Origin of the sequence: Halorussus aquaticus, from assembly GCF_024218795.1 — an archaeon.
In the GTDB taxonomy this organism is placed as follows: domain Archaea; phylum Halobacteriota; class Halobacteria; order Halobacteriales; family Haladaptataceae; genus Halorussus; species Halorussus aquaticus.
On the sequence record NZ_CP100400.1, the window covers coordinates 1,656,069 to 1,672,852 of the forward strand.

Here is a 16,784-nt window from a genome sequence, read left to right on the forward strand (position 1 = left end):
GAAATCCGACCCGACCGGCCCCTGTTATCCGCGCATCTCGCGGCGAAGTCGCCGCAGTTGGCGTTCTACGCGTCGGGCCTGTTCCTCGGCGTTCGGGTCGAGGTCAGCGAGTTCCGTCTCCTCGTCGTGTTCGGTGGCGTCCGCCGACTCCGAATCCTCCCCGGACTCGTCTGCGTTCATGGTTCCGGGTGGTCGCCGGACTAACGTAAAGGCGAGCCAAGCGGAGTGAAAGTGAAACTGGCTACGGCGTCGCGGTCGATTCCAGTTTCGTCACCCACGTGGACACGCTGGCGTTCCGCTCGACGCGGATTTCGTACCGGTAGGGTGTCGGCGGACGAACCTCGTCGTCGAGTCGGAACTTCGTCCGGCGCTCGCCGTCTACTCGGACCGCGGCCCGGAACTCGCCGGTGGGCGAGTCCCACGCGTCTTCGACTGCGGCGACGTGGTCGGTATCGCTATCTGCGGTGGCGGCGTCCTCCTCGTCGAAGGTCCGGGGACCGAGTTCGTACGTCCGGTCGAGAATCTCCGCGCCGTCGTGGAAGAGTCGGAGCGCGAGGGCGTGGGACTCGTCGTCGGTGTTCCGGAGGGTGATGGTCCACAACGCCGGTTCGGGGGTCGACCCGTCGAGGACGGTCGTACACCCCGCGCTGGCGGCGTAGAGACTGGCGACTCCGGTAGCGAGAACCGACCGTCTGGAGGGCACGGGTCGGACTACTCCACCGTCGGCACGGGGACGCTGTCGAGGACGTGGTCCACGATGGCGGACTTCGCGACGTTGTTGACCTGCGCGTCGGGCGTGAGGACGACGCGGTGGGCGAGGACGGGGTGGGCCACGCGCTTCACGTCGTCGGGGGTGACGAACTCCCGGCCCTGCATCGCGGCGTAGGCCCGGGTCGCCTCGAAGAGGCGCTGGGTCCCGCGCGGGGAGACGCCGACAGACACCCGGCGGTCCTCGCGGGTCTCGCGGGCGACGTTCGCCATGTACTCCAGCAGGTCGTCGTCCACGCGGACCGACTCGGGCACCTCCCGGAGGTCGGTCACGAGTCGCTCGTCCAGCACGGTCCCGACCGACGGGCTCTGGGCGCTCCGGCCCGCGCGTCGGCGCAGCAGTTCGTACTCGCCCTCGGCCTCGGGGTAGCCGATGGAGGACTTGACCGCGAAGCGGTCCACCTGCGCCTCGGGCAGGGGGAACGTGCCCTCCTGCTCGACCGGGTTCTGGGTGGCGATGACGAAGAACGGTTTCGGCAGGTCGTGGGTGTCGCCGTCCACCGTGACCTGTCCCTCCTCCATGGCCTCCAGCAGCGCGGCCTGCGTCTTGGGCGGCGCGCGGTTTATCTCGTCGGCCAGCACGACGTTCGCGAAGATGGGACCCTCGTTGAACTCGAAGGTCCGGTCCTGTTCGTTGAACACGTGCGTGCCGGTCACGTCCGCGGGGAGGAGGTCCGGAGTGAACTGGACCCGCGAGAACGACAACCCCAGCGCCGACGCGAAACTCCGCGCCGTCAGGGTCTTGCCCGTTCCGGGCACGTCTTCGAGGAGGGCGTGACCGCCGGCCATCACGCCGAGAAGTACGGTTTCGAGGAACTCTCGGTCGGCGATGACCGCGTTGCCGATGGCATCGAGGACGGCGTCACACTGCTCGTTCGCCTCGGTTACGTCCATACCCTACCCGGAGTGGTGGCACCCGCTTGAAGGTGACGGTCTACTGAACTGTGGCGCGAGAATCGAAATCACTAAGACGGAGAGGGAAGTATGATGGAGTGAGCCGAGGTAGCCTAGCCCGGCCAAGGCGGTTGCTTCGAGAGCAACTGTCCTTCACGGACACAGGAGTTCAAATCTCCTCCTCGGCGTCACCAAACTTCTTCCGCTTTCACCGTCGATAGCGTCGTCTCTGCGGTGGATTCCCGAACTTTCGAGGACGCTCGACGCGCCCCGTCTCAAAACAGCAGCATGAAGTTGTGGACTCCGAGGAACCCGTACCAGACGCCCGCCGAGCAGTAGGTGACGACCCGGAACGCGGTCGGGTAATCGTCCGGTGCCCACCCGTCGGGGGTCAGTCGAGCGACCGCCTCGCCGCTCTCGGCGAGGACGACCACGCCCACCACCGCGAGGACGACGGTGATGAGGACGCCCGTGACCATCCCGAACTCCGACATCAGGGTGCGGGTGAGCCACATCGACTCGTAGACGTCCTCGCGGAGCGAGAGCACGGTCACGGTGCTGACGGCGTCGAGTGCCTTGCCGACGAACAGCACTACGAACAGCGTGTAGCGGTCCGCCCCGACCCCGAACCGGCCGCCGTCGATAGCGTACGAACTCGGAACCGAACTGTTCGACACGTCCCGTTCGACGCCGCTACCGTCCTTTGTTATAGACTGCAAACGCCGTCGGTAACGACCGTCCAACTCGACGGTTGCCGGTCGTCGCCGGGAGTAACGACCCAATACTCTCCCGTGTCGCGTCCTCTCGGTCGGACTCGGCGCGTTCGCGGGTCAGTTCAGTCGCCAGAGTTCGTAGTTGAGCGCGGTGGCGAACCCGACCCAGAGCAGATACGGAACCAGCAATGCGGCCGCCCGGCGGTCGATGCGGGCGAACGCGGCGACGGTGGCGACGACGAGTGCGAGGAGCGCGACGATGACCGCGAGACCGCCGACGATGGCCTGTGAACCGAAGAAAACCAGCGTCCACGCCGCGTTGAGAGCAAGTTGGACGCCGAACAGGGCGAGCGCCGTCCGCCGCACTCGACTGCGGTCGCTCCGCCAGACGAGGTACAGCGCCACGCCCATCAGGAGGTAGAGCGCGGTCCAGACCGGGCCGAACACCCAACTCGGCGGCGTGAACGCGGGCTTGACCAGCGTGGGGTACCACGTCGCTACCTCGTCGGCAGTCAGAATCGACGGGACGATGCCCGCGAGTTCGCAGACGAGGACGCTGGCGACGAGCGCGGCCCAGCGGGTGTTCCCGCCGCGGTCGCCTCGCTTCGGGGTCTCGGTGAGGGTCATGCGACCACGTAGGTGGGGAACGGGGAAAGAGATGGAGGGTAGCCGGACGCGACGCTCCCGAGCGCGAATCTCGACGCACGACCGCAACTTACAGGGCCAACCTCCCCATCTCTGTCCGTATGTCACCGACCGTAGACGAACTCAGAAACGAAATCCGGGAGTCCGTCGGCAGGTACGAGCGCGTCGAATCGACCGCCTTCACCAAGGAGGCCCTCGCGGCCATCTGCGACGCCGTGGACTACGACATCGACGCGAACCGTCTCCCGTCGAAATCCCGGATGCGAGCGGGTATCCTGTGGAAAATCGGTGTCGCGGAGGAAGACGACCCGGAGAGCGCGGGGAGCGCGTTCCGGAAGGCGGAACTCGAAGCCGTCGCGGCCGCGCTTCGGGACGACGAGTGAACCGACCGGTCAGTCGTCGGCGACTGCGGTCTCGGCCTCGGAGTCGGCCGGGAGCAGGCGGTCGAGCGCGTCCACCATCGCGGTGACGCTCGCTCGGGTGATGTCGCCGTCGCTGGACGCGACGGTCACCGACCGGTCGCCCCGGCGCATCTCGACTTCGACGGTGACCACCGCGTCGGTGCCGCCGGTAATCGCGTCCACGTGGTAGGATTCGAGTTGGAAGTCCGTCGCGGCGTCGGAGTCGCCCACCGCCGCCCTGACCGCGGTGACCGCGGCGTCTACCGGCCCGTCGCCGGTGCCGCTGGCGACGCGTTCGTCGCCGTCCACGTCGAGTCTGACGCTCGCGGTCGGGATGCGCCCGCCGCTGGTGGCGGTGAGTTCCCGGAGTTCGATGCGCCGGTCGCGCTCGCGGCCCTGCACGTCCTCGGCGATGGCGAGCAGGTCGGCGTCGGTCACGCGCTTGTTCCGCTCGGCGAGGTCCTGTACGCGGGCGACGACCTCGCGGAGTTCGTCGTCGCTCACCTCGACGTCGTGTTCGGAGAGCGCGGCCTTCGCGCCCGCCCGACCGGTGTGCTTGCCGAGGACGAGGCGTCGCTCCCGGCCGACCGTCTCGGGCGGGTAGGGTTCGTACATCTGCTCGTCTTTGAGGGTGCCGTCGGTGTGGATGCCCGACTCGTGGGCGAACGCGTTCTCGCCGACGACCGCCTTGTTCGGCGCGAGCGCCACGTCGGTCGCGTCCGCGACCGTCCGGGCGAGGTCGTAGAGTTCGGTCGTCTCGACCGTCTCCACGTCGTAGCAGTGAGCGAGCGCGATGGCGACCTCTTCGAGCGCGACGTTGCCCGCGCGCTCGCCGACGCCGTTGACAGTGGCGTGGACGAGGTCCGCGCCCGCCGCGACGCTGGCGAGGGCGTTCGTCACGGCGAGTCCGAGGTCGTCGTGAGTGTGGGTGCTGGTCGGCCCGAGGTCGGCGAGTCGGGAAACCGCCTCGCGTGTGTGCTCGGGTCCGGCGTGGCCCACGGTGTCGGCGTAGCAGAAGCGGTTCGCGCCCGCGTCGTGTGCGGCCTCGGCGAGTCGTTCGAGGAAGTCGAGGTCGGCCCGCGACCCGTCCTCGCCGATGACCTCGACCCAGAGACCGTGGTCACGTGCGTACGCCACGAGGTCGGCGGTCGTCTCGACCACCTCGTCGCGGGTCGTCCCGACCTTCCCCTCGACGTGGCGGTCGCTGGCGGGGACGACGAGGTTCACGCCGTCCACGCCGCAGTCTAGCGCGAGGTCCACGTCGTTGCGGACGCCCCGCGCGAAACTGGTGACGCGGGCGTCCAAGTCGAGGTCCGTCACGCGCTGGATGGTCTCGCGCTCCACCTCGCCGGTGCAGGCGCTCCCGGCCTCGACGACGGCGACGCCCGCGCGGTCGAGCGCCGCGGCTATCTCGGCCTTCTCGTCGGGCGTGAGCGAGATGCCCGGGGCCTGTTCGCCGTCGCGGAGCGTGGTGTCGAGGAGTTTCACGGTTCGACCGGAGAGCAGTCCGTCGCGTTCTTCGTGCTGTTCGTCGCGGTTCGATGGAGATGTGTTATCGGGGAGACCCCCGAATAAATCGTTCACTGGCCATGATTGACCACGCCTCTCGTTTCCCTCGGGCGTAGTTAAGCGGGCCTTTGTGACAGACCGGTCTGTCGGACCGGCGTTACCCCCGCACGACGCGGACTTCGTCGCCGACCGTTACCTCGTCCGCGCTCCCCGCGGGGAGTTCGACCAACTGGTCGGCCTCGGCCTCTGCCAGTCCGGTCCACGGCGACAGGCGCTCGGTCCGCGTCACTTCACCGTCCTGAAGCCACAGCACGTCCAGCGGGAAGGGGACGAACACCATGTGAACGTCCCGACTCGCCACGTCGTCGAACCGGAAGACCAGCGCGTAGTCGTCGGGAATCGACCGCCGGAACATCAGTCCCCTCGCCTTCGAGAGGAACGAGTCGGCGGTCTCGACCTCGGTGGCGAGGGTCTCGCTCCGACTGTCAGATTCGTGTACCAATCGCACGACCGGAGGTGTTCCCGGCGTCGCCAAAAGCGTTTCCGTCGCCGGGAACTCGCGTCGGCGCTGTCGAACGCTCCGGGACCGTCGCAACGAACTGCAACCGACGAAACGGCGATGATAAGCCCGGAATAACGGCCTCAAAGCCCGTCTATCCTGCTTTCACCAGCGAACGGGTCCGTCCGCTCCCTCCATCACAACGACGGCCTACTGTCGAGTCCGGCGCGACGAAACGGACTCCGTGAGTGCTTGAACCGTGGGTGACGGTACCGTCTCGAACTGTAACGGATTGTTTACTCGCTAGTGAGTAAACCTTTTAAAATTCCTCCGTCTACATTGAGTCGATGACCGAAACGCTCACCGAACCGCTCGCACAACTGCACCGGAAACCATGATGTGGCAAGACGCCGTCTTCCTCTGCGGGAGCGTCTTCTCGCTCGTCGTCCTCGTTCCGACTCTCCGCGATTCGATGGCCAACGTCCCGCTCGGCACCGCGCTCCCGTCGGCCACAATCGGATTCGTCTACGGCACGGCCTTCTTCACGCTCGGCATGACGATGTCCGCGGTCGGGTCCGTCCTCACGGGCGTCATGTGGAGTCTCATCGCCGCGCTCCGTTCGCCCCACCCCTACAACTCCTCGTCGGACTCCGAGGTCTCGCGCTCGACCGACTCGACGACGAACGCCGCACCGCACGCCGACTGACGCACGTCTCCGAGAACGCCGGTACGGCTATGTGTACTCTGCTACTTCTGGCCGGACGCTTCCGCTCACCGAGAGCACCGTGTTCGACGAGGGCAGGTCCGCGATTTCGATTCGCGTCGTCACTCCGTCTGCTCGCCGTCGGCCATCTCGCCGAGACCGAGCGTTCGGTAGCCGTCGAACTCGCCCCGTTCGATTTCGGTCTCTATCTCGGCGTGGGTCTCGCGGTCGATTCGCGCGAGGTGACAGAGCGGGTGGCCGGGTAACGCCACCGGGTTCTCCAGTACGCCGACGATGATGCCGGTGAACGGGGCCGTTACCGCGTGTTCCTCCCGCTTGAAGTGGTCGGTAACCGTACAGATGGTGTCGCCCTCGTGGACGAGCGGATACGGTCCCCACTCCATCTCGACGAGTCCGCCGGTCTCGGCGCGCAACCAGCGTTTCTCCTGTTCACCGCCCAGCACCTTGTGCCACTTCGCCTCGGTTGCGGACTCGTCCGGGAGAACGTCGTACTCGGCGAGGACGTTGTTCACCCCTTCGACCGCCTTGTCGATGAGGGGCCGCTGAAAGCGGTGGGCCTTGCCCATCTCCACCGTGATGGTCGGGATGCCGTCGCCGGTGGCGACCGACCGGAGCGACGTCGCCTCGCCTTCTCCGTCGAGGATGACGTTCGCGTTGAAGGCGCGGGCCAGTCGGTCCACCGCCGGGTTCGAGACGTCCGCGCGGATGTGGTACATCGTCGTCCGGTTGCGCGTCGAAGTGTGGAAGTCGATGCCCAAGTCGCACTGACTGACGAACCGGCAATAGATTTTGTTCGCCATGCGCTCGGCCGTGTTACTCCGCTCTTTCCCCGGGAACGAGCGGTTGATGTCCTGGTCGTAGATGGGGATGTCGCGCTGTTGGGCGAGATAGCCGGGCACGTTCACGACGTGAAGACAGACCAGCGTGCCGTGGAGGTCGTCGGGGTCGTAGCGGTCCGCGACCTCCTGAACCACCTTCACGCCGTTGAGTTCGTCGCCGTGAATCGCGGCCGTGAGAAACACGTTCGGCCCCGCCTCGGTACCGTTGATTATGGTTATCGGAACCTCGACGGGGTCGCCGAGGTAGGTCTCTCCGACTTCGTATCGAAGGTGGCGCGTCTCGCCGGGCGGGACTTCCCCGTCGTACGTGAACGGTTCGGGTCGTTCGTTCTCGGACATGAAAGTTGAAACTCCGAGAGAAGGGGACGACTCGACCGTGTTGGGTGTATCGCTTGCGAGCGACCTCGTCGCGCCGCTCCCGGACCGGTAGCCCGACCGTTTTTATTCGACGCCGCCCGAGGCAGTGACGAGGCATGAAGGAGACGCCCTCCGGAACCCCCGTCGGCGTGGACGACCCCTACGACCACGCCGGGGTCTGCGACCACCTCACCGACGAGGGCAAGTGCCGGTACGCCTTTGAGAACCCCGAGCAGGACCCGGAGTTCGCCCGCGAACGCAGGCGCGACGACCTGCGGTGTCCCGTCGCCGACCCCGACAGCGAGGCGTCGTGCGCCTCGAAAGCGAGCGGTGTCTCCGGGAGCGAAGCGACCGGAGGCTCGGAAGAGGGTTACTCTGACGGTGTCTCCGGGAGCGGCGACTGGGACTGGGAGTCGTGTCCCCACTTCCGGTGTCGGAACCGGGACCGCGAGTGCGTGCGGTGCGGTCTCGAAGAGCGCCGGATGGCCCACTCCGAGGAGCGACCGCTACTGGAGGAACACCACCTCTCGTACGCGGGCGGCGGCGAGACCATCGGCCACGAGATTACGGTGTACCTCTGTCGGTGGTGTCACGCCAAGGTCCACAAGTCGTGGGCGCGCATCGACGACGACGTGAACCCCGACCCGGAGGCAATCGCCGAGAAGGAGGGCCGCCGGTCGCGCGAGCAGTCCGAGGCCAGTTTCGAGTCGGCGGCCGACCGGTTCGACCTCGACGACGAGTGACCGGACCACGCGGCAACAACGATTATTGACGTCGCGGCCCTGATTTCGGTGCCATGGACGAGCAACTCGACAGACGCAGGTTTCTCCGTCGCGCTGGCGCGGCGTCGTTCGGAGTCGCCGGACTGGCCGGGGGCGTCGCCGCACAGGACGGCGGCGGTGGGCAGGGCGGCGGAGTGCGGTACGTCAGGATGGTCGTTCCCCGAGTGGACCTGTTGGACGCCGATTTCGTTAATCGGGTCGTGTTGGTCTCCGAACCGAACCAGCCCGGCTTCCGCCCGCCGGACGCCTGCTTCCCGGAGGTGCCCGAATCTGCCGACAGCCAGTGGATATCTTACGACGCCACCGTCATCGACCCGACGGAGACGGAGGGGTTCTTCGGCGGCGACCCGAACTCCATCGGTGGCTTCGAGGACACGGCGGCGTTCGCGGGCGAGCGCGTGCCGCCGCGGTCGCTCTACCGCGTCGTCGGCGGCGAACCGTGCGGAGGCGGCGACTTCTACCGACTTCAGACCCACGAACTCGTCACCGACCTCGCCAACTTCCTCGATATCGCGGTGGAGGAACTCGACGGCGACGAGGAAGACGGCAGTGGGGCCTGACCCGCAGGTTATTGGCACCGTCGCGCTAACGAATCCGTATGAGCCACGCTACCGAACTCGGCCACGTCCACCTGAAGGTCCGCGACGTGGACCGGGCCGTGGAGTTCTACCGCGACGTACTGGGTCTCGACGTGAACGAGCGCGTCGGCAACTACGTCTTCCTCTCGTGGGGCGACAAGCACCACGACGTGGCGCTGCAGGGTCTCGGCCCCGACGCTCCCGGCCCCGGTCGGGGCGTCGGACTGTACCACGCCGCGTTCGAGGTCGAGGACGCGCAAGCGCTCCGCGAGACCGACCGGCGTCTCCGCGAACGCGGCGTCGAAGTCGCGTCCGTGGACCACGGCATCAGCGAAGCGCTCTACTTCGACGACCCGGACGGGAACGGTCTGGAGGTGTATCTGGACACTCGCGAGGCGAACGACCGCTCGGAGTGGCGCGGCGAGAACGAACCGTTCGACCCGTCGGTCGAACGCTCGGACGCCGAGTGAGAACGAGTCGGTCGGACCGCGGCTACTCCGTCCGGGACACCGTCACCGCGTCACGCTCGCCGAGGTCGTCGGCGTCTCGGTCCACGCGGAAGTCCTCGAGCATCTCCATCAGTTCGTCGGCCTGCCGCGCGAGGTGGTCGGCGCTCTCGGTGACTTCCGACACCGCCGCCGACTGCTCTTCGGTCGCCATGGCGACTTCCTCGGCCTCGTCGGCCGACTGCTCGCTGAGGCGAGTCACCTCGTCCATCATGCTCACGACTTCCTCGGTCGAGGCGGCCTGCTCGTCGGTGGCGGAGTTTATCTGCTGGATGCCGACCGCCGTCTCCTCGACGTTCTCGACGATGGATTCGAGAGACTGCTGGGCCTCGTTGACCGTCTCGACGCCGGACGAGACCTGACTCTGGGTCTCCCGGATGTCGGCGACCGCCTCGTCGGTCTCGCCCCGAATCTCCGCTATCTGGTCCTCGATGTCCTCGACGGCGTCCTTGGACTCCTGGGCGAGCGCCTTTATCTCGTTGGCGACGACCTCGAACCCGTCGCTCGACCCGTCGGCGGCCGCCGCCTCGATGTTGGCGTTGAGCGCGAGCAGGTTGGTCTGGTCGGCGATGTCGCGGATGAGGTCCACTATCTCGCCTATCTGCTCCATCTCGGACTGGAGACCGTCTATCTGTTCGACGGTGTCCTCGGTCTCGGACTCGATTCTGTTCATCGTCTCGATGGCCTCTCGGGCGGCCTCGCGGCCGTCCTCGCCGAGCGATTGCGTACTCTCGGCCGCCTCCGTGACCTCGTTGGCCGAGGCGGCGACCTCCTCGATGGTCGCCGAGAGGGTGCTTATCTCGCTGGACGTGGTGTCGAGGCTCTCCTGCTGTTCGCGCGCCCCCTCAGATAGCTGTTGGCTGGCCTCGCTGACCTGCTGGCTGGTGTCCTCGATGTCCGCGGTCCGGGCGGTGACCTCCTCGCTCGCGCTGGCCACATTCTCGGCGAAGTCGCGGACGTCCTCCACGGTGGTTTCGAGTTCGGCCATCATCTCGTTGAACTCGACGGCTATCTGGTCCATCGCCTCGCTCTCGCCGTCGGTGTCCATCCGCTGGGTGAGGTCGCCGTCGGCGGCCGTCTCCATCACGTCGCCGAACTCGTTGGCCTTCCGGACCAGCGACTCGCTGAGCGCCTCGGCCTCCTGTTTCGCGCCCTCGGCCTCGTCGCGGGCGCGTTCGATGTCGGTGACCATCGTTTCGAGGTCCTCGCCCATCCGGTCGAGCGCCTCGCCGAACGTCCCCGGCACGTCCTCGTCGAGGACCGGGTCGTCGAAGTTCTGGTCGGCGAGCGCGCCCGCTTGGTCGGCCACCGTGTTCAGGTACGCCCGCATCGCGATGAACGAGTCGAACAGCGACCCCATCTCGTCGTCGCGGTCCGAGTCGGGGAGTTCGACGTCGAGTTCGCCGTGCGCGATGGCGTCGGCCTTCGCCGCGAGCATGTCGAGGGACGTCGCGGTCCGTCGGCCGATAGTGACCGCGACCAGTCCCAGTCCGACGAGCATCACGACCAACAGCCCGCCGATGTTACGCGTCACCTGCGTCTGGAGCGCGTAGGCCTGCTGTTTCGGGACGTGGTACGTGAGGACCCAGTCGGTCCCGACGACCGGCGTCGTGGCCATCACGTACTCGCCGTCGGCCATCCCGGTCTGGGCCGAGACGGTCCGGAAGGTGGTACTCCCCTCGAACCCGGCCGCCACCGCGTCGGGCAGCTTCCCGTCGGCGCTGTACTGGTCCAGCAGGTTCGCGTTGCGGTTGTCGAGGACGATGGTGCCCTCGGAGTTGACCACTTTGACGTCCCCGGTCGCGATTGGCGAGTTGAACCCGAGCGACCGCTTCTGTAGCGACGCGGTGAGAACGAGCGCGCGGGCGTCGCCGACGGGGGTGACGAACGCCACGACCGGTCCGGACTTCCCCTCGTACGGCGCGGACACGCTGACGGTCCCGTCCGACACGTCACTGAGATTTCCGGCCCACGGGGTCTGGCCGTCGGTGATGGTCTTCCCGACCTTCTGGTCGTCGGTACTCTCGATGACCGTGCCGCTCGACGGGTCGAGGTAGTGAATCGACTGCACGTCGCCGGGGAGTTGGACGAGTCGTTGCTCCAGCAGGGTTCCGACGGCCTCCTCGTCGCTGGAATCGACCGACGCCGCGATGAATCCGGTCGTCGATTTCTTCTTCTCCACCCAACTGCGCACGGCGTCGGCCTCCTCGTGGGCGATGCCGGTTATCTCGGCCTCGGTGTCGTCCTCCACGATGCGCTGGGTGTCGAAGTGGATGAACGCCCCGATGGAACCGACCAGAACGACCACGAGGAGCAACACGACGTTGAACTTGGCCGCGTAGCTCCCCCGAATCCGCTTCGGCAACCGTCGTTCGAGCCAGCTAACTGCGCTCCCGAGTCGGCCGCGCACGCCGCTCTTACTCATCGGTGGCCTCCTCGAAGAACGACGTCTTCACGAGTTCGAGTTCCCTGACCGTCCCGCCTCGCACCCGCTGGATGACGTACGGATTGAGCGGTTCGAGGTTCTCGTTCAGGTCCACGCTGCTCGACGCGCCCTCGTAGTTGATCTCGCGTCCGGCGTCGAGCAGTTGCTTCGCCCGGCCGAACTCGCCGACCGTGACCGTGTGGCCGCGGCCGCCAGACACCGCCCGGAGGTTCTTTGCGACCGCCTTCGGCGTCGCCTCGCCCGCGCGTTCGACCGCGAGCGCCTGCAGGAACAGCGCGTCGTAGGCGTGCTGCGTGTACGGCGGGAGCGGTGCGATGTCGCCGAGTTTCTGGGCCAACTTCTGGGCACCGGTCGAGCGCTGGGACGCCATCGTCGCCCCGTACAGTCCCTCGAAGTATCGCGGCGGGGCCTCCGGGATGAGTCCCGCGCTCAGCACCCAGTCGCCCTCGTAACCGCTCTCGACGCCCCGCTGGAGGACGCCCTTCGTACTCCCGGGCGAACTCACGACCGCGATGGCGTCCGGGTCGTCACCGGTGACCTGCGCGATGGTGTCGTCGTACGAGTCTTTCCCGGCCTCGAAGGTGACTTGGTCGGTCACCTTTCCGTCGAACGCGGCGGCGACTTCTTGGGCCAGACTGTTCCCGAACGCGTTGTTGAGATAGAGAATCGCCACGTCGTCGGCCCCGACGTGTTTGTCGTCGTTGAGCGCCTTCGCCATCACGAACGCCTGCTGGATGTCGTTGGGCGCGGTCCGACCCGCGAACTTGACGTCGTCGTTGTAGCCGCGAGCGGCCAGCGTCGGCGTCGTGCTGGACGGACTCACCTGCACGATGTCGTTCTCGCTCACGAAGTCCGCGAGGACGAGCGACACGTCGCTCACCAGCGCGCCGACGAATCCGACGGCACCCGCCGAGACGAGTTTCTCGCACCCGCCCACCGCCGTCTCGCCGTCCACCTTGCTGTCGTGCGTACGCAGTTCGACGTCGCTATCCAGCGGTCCGCCCGCCTCTCGAACGTCTGCGACGGCCTGTTCGACGGCCTTGGTGTGCGCCGTCCCGAGTTCTCCGAGCAGTCCGTCCATCGAAGTCGGGAGGATAGATCCGAACGTGACGGTTCCTCGGCCGCCCCGGAGCGTTCCGAGGCAACCGGAGAGCGACCCGACCCCGGCGAGAGCGACGCCGCTTCGCGCGAGGTAGGACCGCCGGGAGTAGTTCGAGTGCATTGCTGACCTACTTTAAAAATTACAGTTATATATATTCCGGTCCGGCAGCTAAATAATTAGGAAACGAATAACTGACTGGTAGAATAAAGGTCCCGAAGCATATATTTGATATCGTATCTGTCAGTCTGGAGAGCATCGGTCGGCACCCGCCGGAAGACTTCGCGTCTTCGAACTCCTTTAGTAGGGCTGTTAACTACGATTCGTCAATGACTCGTATCGTCGTGGTGGACAACCACGGGCAGTTCACGCACCTCGAACACCGGGCACTGCGCGACATGGGCGTCGAGACCGAAATCATCGACAACACGACGCCGCCGGAGGACATCGACGCCGACGGACTCGTCCTCTCGGGCGGCCCCGACATCGACGACATCGGCAACTGCGCCGACTACCTCGAACTCGGCGTGCCGGTTCTGGGCATCTGTCTCGGCATGCAGATAATCGCCGACGAACTGGACGGCCGAGTCGGCGAGGGCGAGTACGGCGGCTACGCCGACGTGACGGTCGAAATTCTGGACGACGAGGACCCGCTCGTCGGGTCGCTCGCGCCCGAGACCCGCGTCTGGGCCAGTCACGCCGACGAGGTCAAGGACGTGCCGGACGGGTTCACCAGAACCGCGACCAGCGACGTGTGCGGCGTCGAAGCGATGGCCGACGCCGACCGGGACCTCTACGGCGTCCAGTGGCACCCCGAGGTGGCCCACACCGAGGAGGGCGAGGAAGTGTTCGAGAACTTCCGCGCCGTCTGCGAGTAAGCCGCGTACCGATTCCCGCGCCGTCTCCGACCGCCGACGCAATACTTTTGTCTCTCGTACGTGACACGAACAGCGATGATAGTCGTTCACGCTGTGGTCCCTATCGACCCGAACCGACGCGAGGAGGCGCTCGAACGCGTTCGAGAACTCGCCGAAGGCACGCGGGCCGAGGACGGCGTCCTCGACTACGCGGCGACGACGGACGTCTCCGATCCGAACGTGGTGCGGTTCTTCGAGCGGTACGAGGACGAGGCGGCGCTCGACGCCCACCAACGGACCGACCACTACCGCGAGTGGGCCGCGGCGCTTCCGGAGTTCCTCGACGGCGGCGTCGAGGACCTCGACGTCACGCAGTTCGTCGTGGACGAGGCCTTCGACCCGAACGCGGGCGCCGACGACTGAGTCGGGAACGCGGACGCCCGGACCAACGCGAGCGAATCGCCGGACGGCCGTCTCCCGTCGTCCGGGAGTAGTACCTTTTATCCTTCGGCGACGAAACTCCCGAGTATGACAGCGACGCAGGGCGACCTCGCTAGTCTCTCGCGGTACATCTTCCGCGCGCCGCGGTGGTACGCTAGCGTGACGTTCGCGCTCCTCATCGCCGCCGTCGCGGGCGTCGGCGCGTTCGACGCGGGATTCGTGCTGGAGGACGCGTGGCAGGGCGTGTTCTTCATCGGAGTGCCGACCGTCGTGGCGAGTCTGCTGACGACGCCGGTGGACCGCCGTCTGGGCGGTCAGTTGACCTACAACCGGTCGTCGCTGCTGGCCCTGACCTGCGAGGGCATCATCGTCGCCATCATGGCGGGCGCGGGAGCGGTCGCCGCCCTGTCGGCGAGCCTCGGCCAGCAGTTCGTCTTCGACACGCTCATCGTCGGTCTGGCCTCGGTGTTCGCGCTACGCCTGCTGGTCGTGATGGCTGTCTCGGGCCGGTCGGTCGTCGTGGCCGCGGTCCCCGCCAGCCTTCAAACCGGCACGGCCGCCCTGCTGTTCTTCATCTACAGCGGGACGATGAAGTACCTCCACGTCGGCGGCGGCCCGGTCGTCGAGGTGTTCTTCAACCGCGTCGAGGAAGCGCCGCGGGCGCTGAACGTCATCGAGGCTCAGGACTTCGCCCTGCTCGCGGTGATGTGTCTCATCTACGGCTTCGCGGTCTGGGCGTTCGTCCAGTTCATCGACCGCCCGTGGAAGCGGAGTCTCGGCGTGAGCGTCCTCGACTTCATCCGCGGGTTCATCGGCCACATCGCGGAGGGAACGAACGAACTCGAAGGCTTCTTCCAGGACATCGGCGAGGAGGCGGTAGTGCCCGTCTCGGTCCTCGCGTTCCGCCGCGAGGACGGGTCGGAGAAGGCCCGGTTCGTCCTGCCGATGATACACCCCGGTCCGATGGGCGAAATCGGCGGCGGCAACCTCCCTCGGCGCGTCGCCGAGTCGGCCGAGGGCGTCGCCTTCCCACCGCATGCCACCGCGGGCCACGACTTCAACCTCGTCACCGAGAACGAGGTGGACGAACTCATCGAGACCGCGAACGACGCCTTCGACAACATCGAGTACCACGAGACGGCGACGTCGTCGGTCCGCGTCCAAGAGGGCGACGCCAAGATAGTCGGACAGGCGTTCGGCGACGACGCCCTGCTGGTGGCGACCTACTCGCCGGAGTTCGCCGACGACGTGGAGTACGCGGTCGGTCTCTCGGCCGCGGCGGAGGCCCGGTCGGCGGGCGTGGAGGACGTGATGCTCGTGGACGCTCACAACTGCAACAACGGACTGGAGGGACCGGACCTCGGCCACGTCTACCCCGGGAGCGAGCGCTCGTTCGACATGATGCAGGCGGCGGGCGATGCGGGCGACCGACTCGCCGACGCCGAGCAGGCACCCATCAGACTGGGCGTCGCGTGGGACGAGACCGACTGGGAACCGCTGGACGGCATCGGTCCGCTCGGCGTTCGCGTCTCGCTCCTCGAAATCGGCGACCACCGCACCGCGTACGTCCTCGTGGACGGCAACAACATGGAACCCGGCCTGCGCGACCGCATCGTGGACCGACTCACTGGCGAGACGGCGACCGGCGACGCGGAGGCGGTGGCGGCCGACGGCGCGGCGATTCCCGCCGCCGACGTGGCCGAGGTGATGACCACCGACACCCACATCGTGAATCAGGTCGAGGCCTCGAATCAGGTCGGCGAGGCCATCGACGCCGACGACCTCGTCGCGGTCGTGGACCGCCTCGTCGGCGAGGCGGCCGACGACCTCGAATCGGTCGAGGCGGGCATGGCCAGCGAGCGCGCGGAGGTGACGGTGTTCGGCAACGACCGCACCGAGACGCTCGCCAGCCACGCGAACGCGGTCATCTCGATGGGCGCGGCGCTGGCGGCGACCGTCGTCATGGCTGCGATGGCCATCAGTCTGCTCATCTTCTTCATCGCGGCGTCGTGAGTCGGATTCGGTTCTGACTCTTCGTCGAAACCGTTTCCCCGTCGATAGGACTGGTGCGATTCAGGATGGTGATACGAGGGGCGGACCGCCTGTACTGTAACTCGGAGCGTTGCGCCGGTCGGTACGAACGTGGAACAATATTTAACAGTTAGTTACGACAGTTCCATCCATGAAAACTCGTCGAATCGTTCCGGTGGCGATGGCCGTTACGGGGTGTTTGGCCGTCGTAATCGGCGTGTATCAGGGATTGGTCCACATTGCGCCGGGGTACGAGGGGACCATCACGTCCGGGTGGGGCGGAGACCTGAATCACGAAGAAGTGCTGCTCGTTCAGTTGGGGGCCGTCGGCGTCGTCGGTACCGTCGGCGCGGCTCGGTGGAAACGGCTGGCGAGCGTTCCGGTCGCGATGGGCAGTATCGTCCTGTTCTACCCGCTCCGAGCGGTGTTCCACTGGTTCCAGTCGCGGAGCAGACCGCTCTATCGAGAGTTCTCGCCTCCGGCTCCCAGCTACGAGGGAGAGACTGTGGTGATCATCCTCGGTGCAGAGCCGTTTCTGGTCGCCGGTGGCGGACTACTGCTCGTGGGTGCCGGTATCGCGGCGTGGAGATTGCGAACGCCCGGAGAGGAAGGCGACGGGGTGACACCGCCGTCGTCGCAAGCGTAGCGCTCCCTGGGACGCCCCGTCACGGATTCGGTCGGGTCGAGAGTCGGGC

At 66.8% G+C, this 16,784-nt stretch carries 19 protein-coding genes and 1 tRNA gene; 10 read left to right on the forward strand and 10 right to left on the reverse strand.

The window, feature by feature from the left end; all coding sequences use genetic code 11:
* Positions 1 to 24: 24 nt before the first annotated feature.
* The 3 genes from NGM06_RS08500 to NGM06_RS08510 form a co-directional block, all read right to left on the reverse strand.
* Complete coding sequence (locus tag NGM06_RS08500; RefSeq protein ID WP_254269859.1) at positions 25 to 180, reverse strand: hypothetical protein; 156 nt, start codon at positions 178 to 180, stop codon at positions 25 to 27.
* Between the two features lie 61 nt (positions 181 to 241).
* Positions 242 to 703: a hypothetical protein gene (locus tag NGM06_RS08505; protein ID WP_254269860.1), complete on the reverse strand. Its 462-nt coding sequence runs from the start codon at positions 701 to 703 to the stop codon at positions 242 to 244.
* A gap of 8 nt (positions 704 to 711) precedes the next feature.
* A complete protein-coding gene (locus NGM06_RS08510) occupies positions 712 to 1,662 on the reverse strand; it encodes an AAA family ATPase (RefSeq protein ID WP_254269861.1) in 951 nt (316 codons plus the stop codon).
* Between the two features lie 102 nt (positions 1,663 to 1,764).
* Here NGM06_RS08510 and NGM06_RS08515 point away from each other — a divergent pair.
* Positions 1,765 to 1,850 (forward strand) — tRNA-Ser (locus NGM06_RS08515).
* Positions 1,851 to 1,937: 87 nt separating this feature from the next.
* Here NGM06_RS08515 and NGM06_RS08520 read toward each other — a convergent pair.
* Together NGM06_RS08520 and NGM06_RS08525 are read right to left on the reverse strand one after the other, a co-directional pair.
* Positions 1,938 to 2,381, reverse strand: coding sequence for a hypothetical protein (locus NGM06_RS08520; protein ID WP_254269862.1), 444 nt, complete (start codon positions 2,379 to 2,381; stop codon positions 1,938 to 1,940).
* A gap of 111 nt (positions 2,382 to 2,492) precedes the next feature.
* Positions 2,493 to 3,002, reverse strand: a complete 510-nt coding sequence (locus NGM06_RS08525; RefSeq protein ID WP_254269863.1) for a TspO/MBR family protein — start codon at positions 3,000 to 3,002, stop codon at positions 2,493 to 2,495.
* 119 nt (positions 3,003 to 3,121) lie between these two features.
* On the opposite strand from NGM06_RS08525, the gene NGM06_RS08530 reads away from it, so the two are divergent.
* Positions 3,122 to 3,403 (forward strand): hypothetical protein, encoded by a 282-nt coding sequence (locus NGM06_RS08530; RefSeq protein WP_254269864.1) that lies wholly within the window; start codon positions 3,122 to 3,124, stop codon positions 3,401 to 3,403.
* A gap of 9 nt (positions 3,404 to 3,412) precedes the next feature.
* On the opposite strand, the gene NGM06_RS08535 is transcribed toward NGM06_RS08530, so the two are convergent.
* Together NGM06_RS08535 and NGM06_RS08540 are read right to left on the reverse strand one after the other, a co-directional pair.
* Positions 3,413 to 5,005: a 2-isopropylmalate synthase gene (locus tag NGM06_RS08535; RefSeq protein WP_379793441.1), complete on the reverse strand. Its 1,593-nt coding sequence runs from the start codon at positions 5,003 to 5,005 to the stop codon at positions 3,413 to 3,415.
* An 82-nt stretch (positions 5,006 to 5,087) separates the two neighbouring features.
* Positions 5,088 to 5,438 (reverse strand): DUF192 domain-containing protein, encoded by a 351-nt coding sequence (locus tag NGM06_RS08540; protein WP_254269865.1) that lies wholly within the window; start codon positions 5,436 to 5,438, stop codon positions 5,088 to 5,090.
* A 385-nt stretch (positions 5,439 to 5,823) separates the two neighbouring features.
* Here NGM06_RS08540 and NGM06_RS08545 point away from each other — a divergent pair, with 385 nt between their 5' ends.
* The gene (locus NGM06_RS08545; RefSeq protein WP_254269866.1) at positions 5,824 to 6,135 is read left to right on the forward strand and encodes a hypothetical protein; all 312 of its coding nucleotides are present in this window, start codon (positions 5,824 to 5,826) and stop codon (positions 6,133 to 6,135) included.
* 119 nt (positions 6,136 to 6,254) lie between these two features.
* On the opposite strand, the gene NGM06_RS08550 is transcribed toward NGM06_RS08545, so the two are convergent.
* On the reverse strand, positions 6,255 to 7,331 hold the full coding sequence (locus NGM06_RS08550) for a succinylglutamate desuccinylase/aspartoacylase family protein (protein ID WP_254269867.1): 1,077 nt from the start codon (positions 7,329 to 7,331) through the stop codon (positions 6,255 to 6,257).
* A 134-nt stretch (positions 7,332 to 7,465) separates the two neighbouring features.
* Here NGM06_RS08550 and NGM06_RS08555 point away from each other — a divergent pair, with 134 nt between their 5' ends.
* From NGM06_RS08555 to NGM06_RS08565, 3 genes are read left to right on the forward strand one after another with little or no spacing between them, the layout of a single operon-like run.
* Entirely contained in the window at positions 7,466 to 8,092 is a 627-nt protein-coding gene (locus NGM06_RS08555; RefSeq protein WP_254269868.1) for a DUF7097 family protein, read from the forward strand.
* 53 nt (positions 8,093 to 8,145) lie between these two features.
* Positions 8,146 to 8,691 (forward strand): hypothetical protein, encoded by a 546-nt coding sequence (locus NGM06_RS08560; protein ID WP_254269869.1) that lies wholly within the window; start codon positions 8,146 to 8,148, stop codon positions 8,689 to 8,691.
* Positions 8,692 to 8,729: 38 nt separating this feature from the next.
* Positions 8,730 to 9,179, forward strand: a complete 450-nt coding sequence (locus NGM06_RS08565; protein WP_254269870.1) for a VOC family protein — start codon at positions 8,730 to 8,732, stop codon at positions 9,177 to 9,179.
* A 22-nt stretch (positions 9,180 to 9,201) separates the two neighbouring features.
* On the opposite strand, the gene NGM06_RS08570 is transcribed toward NGM06_RS08565, so the two are convergent.
* Both NGM06_RS08570 and NGM06_RS08575 read right to left on the reverse strand, forming a co-directional pair.
* On the reverse strand, positions 9,202 to 11,640 hold the full coding sequence (locus NGM06_RS08570; RefSeq protein ID WP_254269871.1) for a methyl-accepting chemotaxis protein: 2,439 nt from the start codon (positions 11,638 to 11,640) through the stop codon (positions 9,202 to 9,204).
* A complete protein-coding gene (locus NGM06_RS08575) occupies positions 11,633 to 12,883 on the reverse strand; it encodes an ABC transporter substrate-binding protein (RefSeq protein ID WP_254269872.1) in 1,251 nt (416 codons plus the stop codon). The genes NGM06_RS08570 and NGM06_RS08575 overlap by 8 nt, the downstream gene beginning before the upstream one ends.
* Before the next feature lie 206 nt (positions 12,884 to 13,089).
* Between NGM06_RS08575 and NGM06_RS08580 the strand changes: the two genes are divergently transcribed.
* From NGM06_RS08580 to NGM06_RS08595, 4 genes are all read left to right on the forward strand, one after another.
* Positions 13,090 to 13,638 (forward strand): GMP synthase subunit A, encoded by a 549-nt coding sequence (locus tag NGM06_RS08580; RefSeq protein ID WP_254269873.1) that lies wholly within the window; start codon positions 13,090 to 13,092, stop codon positions 13,636 to 13,638.
* Positions 13,639 to 13,713: 75 nt separating this feature from the next.
* A complete protein-coding gene (locus NGM06_RS08585) occupies positions 13,714 to 14,040 on the forward strand; it encodes a putative quinol monooxygenase (RefSeq protein WP_254269874.1) in 327 nt (108 codons plus the stop codon).
* 105 nt (positions 14,041 to 14,145) lie between these two features.
* Positions 14,146 to 16,071, forward strand: a complete 1,926-nt coding sequence (locus tag NGM06_RS08590) for a DUF2070 family protein (RefSeq protein WP_254269875.1) — start codon at positions 14,146 to 14,148, stop codon at positions 16,069 to 16,071.
* A gap of 169 nt (positions 16,072 to 16,240) precedes the next feature.
* Positions 16,241 to 16,735 (forward strand): hypothetical protein, encoded by a 495-nt coding sequence (locus NGM06_RS08595; RefSeq protein ID WP_254269876.1) that lies wholly within the window; start codon positions 16,241 to 16,243, stop codon positions 16,733 to 16,735.
* Positions 16,736 to 16,784: the final 49 nt, after the last annotated feature.